General features: G+C 65.4%; 1 protein-coding gene. It reads right to left on the bottom strand.

The annotated features are described in order from the left end of the window. The coding region (locus AB0O58_RS26615; protein ID WP_366239031.1) for an amino acid adenylation domain-containing protein at window positions 1–5,078 on the bottom strand (5,078 nt) is incomplete at both ends.

Raw genomic sequence — 5,078 nt, 5'->3', positions numbered from 1 at the left:
ACCGCAACACCACCGACACCAGCAACACCGACCGCACCAGCCAACAACTCCGGCAACACCACACCCGCAACAGAACGCGGACCACGAACCGGAGCCAACGCTGAGTACTCGTCGCTCGAGAGGATGTCGATGTCGCCGACGCGAACGGACGGCGTGGCCGTCACAGCATCGAGGATCCGCACCAGACGATCGGACATGACGCGCACGGTGTCGGCATCGAACAGTCCTGTGGCGTAACGGAAGCTGGCTTCGATGCCGACCGGGTTCCCGGAAGCGTCGAACTCCTCGGAGACCGTGAGCTGCAGGTCGAAGTTGGAGATGTCGTTGGGCAGTTCGATGCCCTCGATCGACAGCCCGGGCAAGGTCACCGTCGGTCGATCGGTGTGCTGGAACTCGAGCATCACCTGGAACAACGGGGCGTGAGCGGTGGACCTGGCGGGGTCGACTGCGTCGACGACCCGCTCGAACGGCACGTCCGCGTGGGTGAAGGCCGCCAGGTCGACGGTGCGCACATCGGCCAACAGATCCTCGAACGGAGTCGACCCGGGCACCTGGGTGCGGAGGACGAGCGTGTTGACGAACATGCCGACGAGCTCGTCGAGTGCGGCATCGCCTCGACCGGAGATCGGTGTGCCGACCGAAATGTCCTCGGTACCGGACAGCCGTGCCAGCAGCACGGCCAGAGCGGCGTGCACGATCATGAACGAGCTCGAATTGTGCTGCGCAGCAACGGCGACGAGCCGAGCATGCACTGCGGGATCGATCGCGAACGAGACGGTGTCGCCGCGCAAGGACGCCACTGCCGGACGCGGACGATCGGTCGGCAACGGCAGCACTTCCGGGCTACCCGCCAACGCGTCGACCCAGTACGTCACCTGCTTCGCCATCAGGGAGTCGGGATCGGATTCCTCGCCGAGGAAACGGCGCTGCCACAGCGCGTAGTCGGCGTACTGCACCGGCAACGGTTCCTGGCTCGGCGCATGACCTGCAGCTCGGGCGCTGTACGCCACCATCAGGTCGCGGGCGAGCGGCGCGCTGGAGAAGCCGTCGGACGAGATGTGATGGACCACCATGACGAGTACGTGTTCGTTCTCGTCCTGACGGATCAGGCGGACGCGCAACGGAACATCGGCCACGACGTCGAAGCCGGCACCGGCGACGGCGCCGATGAGCTCGGCGACCTGCCGGTCGTCCTCTGCGGGAACCGGAGTCAGGTCCGGAACGGCCGATGCCACGTCGAGGACGGACTGCACGGGGCCGTCGTCGGTGAGCGGGAACATCGTTCGAAGAGACTCGTGGCGTGTGAGCACGTCGGCTATGGCCGAGCGCATCGCGTCGACGTCGAGGATGCCGCTCAGGCGCATCGCGAACGCGACGTTGTAGGCAGCCGACTCGGTGTCGTACTGATTGATGAACCACATCCGCTGCTGTGCCAGCGACAGCGGCACCACCGCGGGTCGTTCCTGAGGCACCAACCGAGGCGTCGGTGCGGAGTCCTGTGCGCTGACGTCGATGCCCGCGGACAGCGATCGAACAGTCGGTGAATCGAACAGATCTCGGATGCCGATGTCGGTTCCGAGGGCGGCATTGACGCGTGCGACGAGGCGCATCGCGATCAGCGAGTTGCCGCCGATCTCGAAGAAGCTCGAGGTCGCGCTGACCTGTGCAACGCCGAGCAGATCCGCGAAGACGCCCGCGACGATCTCTTCGACCGGATTCTCCGGTCCGACGAATTCGGACGCAGCAACGGTGAACTCGGGGGCCGGCAGTGCCTTTCGGTCGAGCTTGCCGCTGGCATTGAGAGGAAGTGAGTCGAGTACGACCACATGCGAGGGCACCATGTACCCCGGCAGCCGACGTCCGGCTTCGGCGATTACCTCTGCCGAGTCGACCGCGTGACCGGATGCGGAGACCACGTAGGCCACCAACGTCTCGCCGGTGTTCGGATCCTTGTGCACCAGAGCGATTGCCTGGGCGACGGACTCCGAGCGCAGCAGCACCGCTTCGATCTCGGGAAGCTCGATACGCAGACCACGCAGCTTCACCTGGAAGTCGGTACGGCCGATGTACTCGAGTTCGCCGTCGGCGCGCCAACGAACCAGGTCGCCGGTGCGGTAGAGACGTTCACCCGGCTCGCCGAACGGATCGGCGACGAAGCGATCGGCGGTGAGATCGCCGCGGCCGACGTAGCCGCGAGCGAGCTGAACTCCGGCCAGGTACAGCTCGCCGGGAGCACCGATCGGGGCCGGTCGAAGCGACGCGTCGAGCACGTACAGACGGGTGTTCCAGACCGGCGAACCGATGGGAATGGACACGCCGTCGTGGCCGGTGACGTGGTAGTAGCTGACGTCGACGGCGGCCTCGGTAGGACCGTAGAGGTTGTGCAGCGCGGCCTGGGAGAACTGCGCGAACTGCGCGGCGGTGGCGGGCGGAAGTGCTTCGCCACTGCAGAAGACGAGCCGTAGTGACACACAGTCCGCAGCCCGAGCTCCGGCTGCGAACACCGCGAGCATCGACGGCACGAAGTGCGCGGTGGTGATGTGTTCGGCCGCGATGATCTTCGACAGGTACACCGGGTCGCGATGGCCGTCGGGCTCCGCCAAGACGAGCTTGGCACCGACCTGCAGGGGCCAGAAGAACTCCCACACCGATACGTCGAACGTGGCCGGGGTCTTCTGCAACACCGTGTCGGCGGGCGCGAGGTGGTACTCGTCCTGCATCCACAGCAGTCGGTTCACGATGGCCGAGTGCGTGACGGCGACGCCCTTGGGTCGGCCGGTGGAGCCGGAGGTGTAGATCACGTAGGCGGTGTTGGCTCCGTGCAGGCTTCCGAGGCGGTCCTGGTCGGTGATCGAGGAGCGGTCGCGATCGGAGACGTCGAGAAGATCCACCGCGAGAACAGGAGTGGCGACCGCGATGTCGATCCAATCGCGGCTCGTGGTGAGAATGCACACCGGCTGAGCGCTCGACAGCACGTAGGACGATCGCTCGACCGGGTGATCGGGGTCGATCGGTACATAGGCACCGCCGGCCTTGACGATCGCGTACATACCCACGAGCAGATCGATCGAACGTCGGATCGCGAGCCCGACGTGGGACTCGGGCCCTACACCCAGTGAAATGAGATGCCGTGCAAGTTGATTGGCGCGCTCGTCCAGCTCCAGGTAGGTGATGTGCTCGTCCTCGAAGACGAGGGCGGTCGAGTACGGACTACGCAGCACCTGACGGTCGAACAGACTGCTGAGAGTCATCTCGACGGCCCCGGTGTGGAGCTGCCGGTGGACCGGATCCTCGATGAGACGTGCGGTGTCGTTCCACTCGAACAGGACGAGTTCTCGTTCGGCCGGGGACAGAATGTCGATGTCGCCGGTACGAACGTCCGTCGAGCTGCCGATGGTCGCGACGATCCTCAGGAACCGGTCGACGAAACGGTCGATGGTCTCGGGATCGAACAGATCCGTTGCGTACGTGAACGACGCCGACAGGGCTCCCGACTCGTCGACCGGTTCCTGGTCGACGCGAAGCTGCAGGTCGAATTTCGCAGTGTCGGTACCGATTTCCTCGAACTCGACGACGAGTTCGGGTAGCTCGAGCACCGCGGTGGCGTTGTTCTGGAATTCGAGGAGCACCTGGAACAGGGGTGAATGATCGGTCGACCTGGCGGGATCGAGTACGTCCACGAGCCGCTCGAACGGAATGTCGGTGTTGTCGAAGGCCGCGAGGTCGGAGCTACGAGCGCCGGCGAGCAGTTCGGCGAAGCTGGCCTGTGGCTCGACCTGCGTGCGAAGAACGAGGGTTCCGACGAACATTCCGACGAGATCGTCGAGTGCTGCGTCCCCTCGGCCGGCGATCGGGGTGCCGATGGCGATGTCCTGGGTGCCGCTCAGGCGCGCGAGGAGCACGGCCAGAGCGGAGTGCACCACCATGAACAGAGTCGACTCGTGTTCGGCAGCAACCGAAGACAGGCGAGCTGCGACATCGGCCGGAATGGTGAACGGTGTGACGCTGCCGCGCATCGACTGACGGGTGGGGCGTGGTCGGTCGAGCGGCATCGGTAGTACGTCGGGAAGGTCGGTCAGCGCGGACTTCCAGAATTCGATCTGGCGTGCTGCCACGGACGTGGGGTCGTTCTCGTCGCCGAGCACGTCGTGCTGCCACAGCGCGAAGTCTGCGTACTGCACCGGCAGTGGTGCCCACGTCGGCTGCGAACCCGCGGATCGAGCACTGTAGGCGACCATGACGTCGCGGGCGAGCGGTGCCATCGAGGCACCGTCGGCAGCGATGTGATGGACCACGATCGAGAGCACGAAGCTCTCCGGGCCGGTGCGGTACAGAACCGCCCGGAACGGGAGATCGACGGTGACGTCGAATCCCGTTGTGGCGGAGCTACGTACGAGCGCGTCGACGGCATCGGCAGCCACGTCGACGACGCGGAGCGGAAGGTTCGGTCCGGTGACGTTCTCGGGCGGAAGTATCACCTGATTCGGCAGGTCGCCCACTGTGGGGAACACCGTGCGCAGCGACTCGTGTCGAGTCAGCACGTCGCCGACGGCAGCGGACATCGCATCGACGTCCAGCCGGCCCGACAGGCGAACGAGAAGAGGAATGTTGTACGCAGGCGAGGATGCATCGAACTGATTGATGAACCACATACGTTGCTGCGCCAGCGACAGCGGAACGGACTCCGGCCGATCGGCGGGAACCAGTGCCGGGCGACGGTGCAGCGATGCGCCCGTCGACTCCGCACGGTCGGCGAGGGTGCGAACCGTCGATGCCTCGAACAGATCGAGGACCCGCAGATCCGTACCCAGAGCTGCGTTGACGCGGGCGATCAAACGTGTTGCGACAAGGGAGTTTCCGCCGAGATCGAAGAAGCTGTCGGTGACGCCGACACGATCGAGCTCCAGTACGTCGCAGAACACGGCAGCCACAGCCGCCTCGTACTCGGTTTCCGGCGACTCCGTGGTGCTCTGCGAACCGAGCTCGGGTTCGGGGAGGGCTTTGCGGTCGAGTTTGCCGGCCGGAGTCAACGGGATCGACTCCAACATCACGAACGCCGAGGGCACCATGTGCGCAGG

Source organism: Rhodococcus sp. NPDC080181 (assembly GCF_040702225.1).
In the GTDB taxonomy this organism is placed as follows: domain Bacteria; phylum Actinomycetota; class Actinomycetes; order Mycobacteriales; family Mycobacteriaceae; genus Rhodococcoides; species Rhodococcoides fascians.
This window is presented reverse-complemented; position numbering and strand designations above follow the sequence as displayed.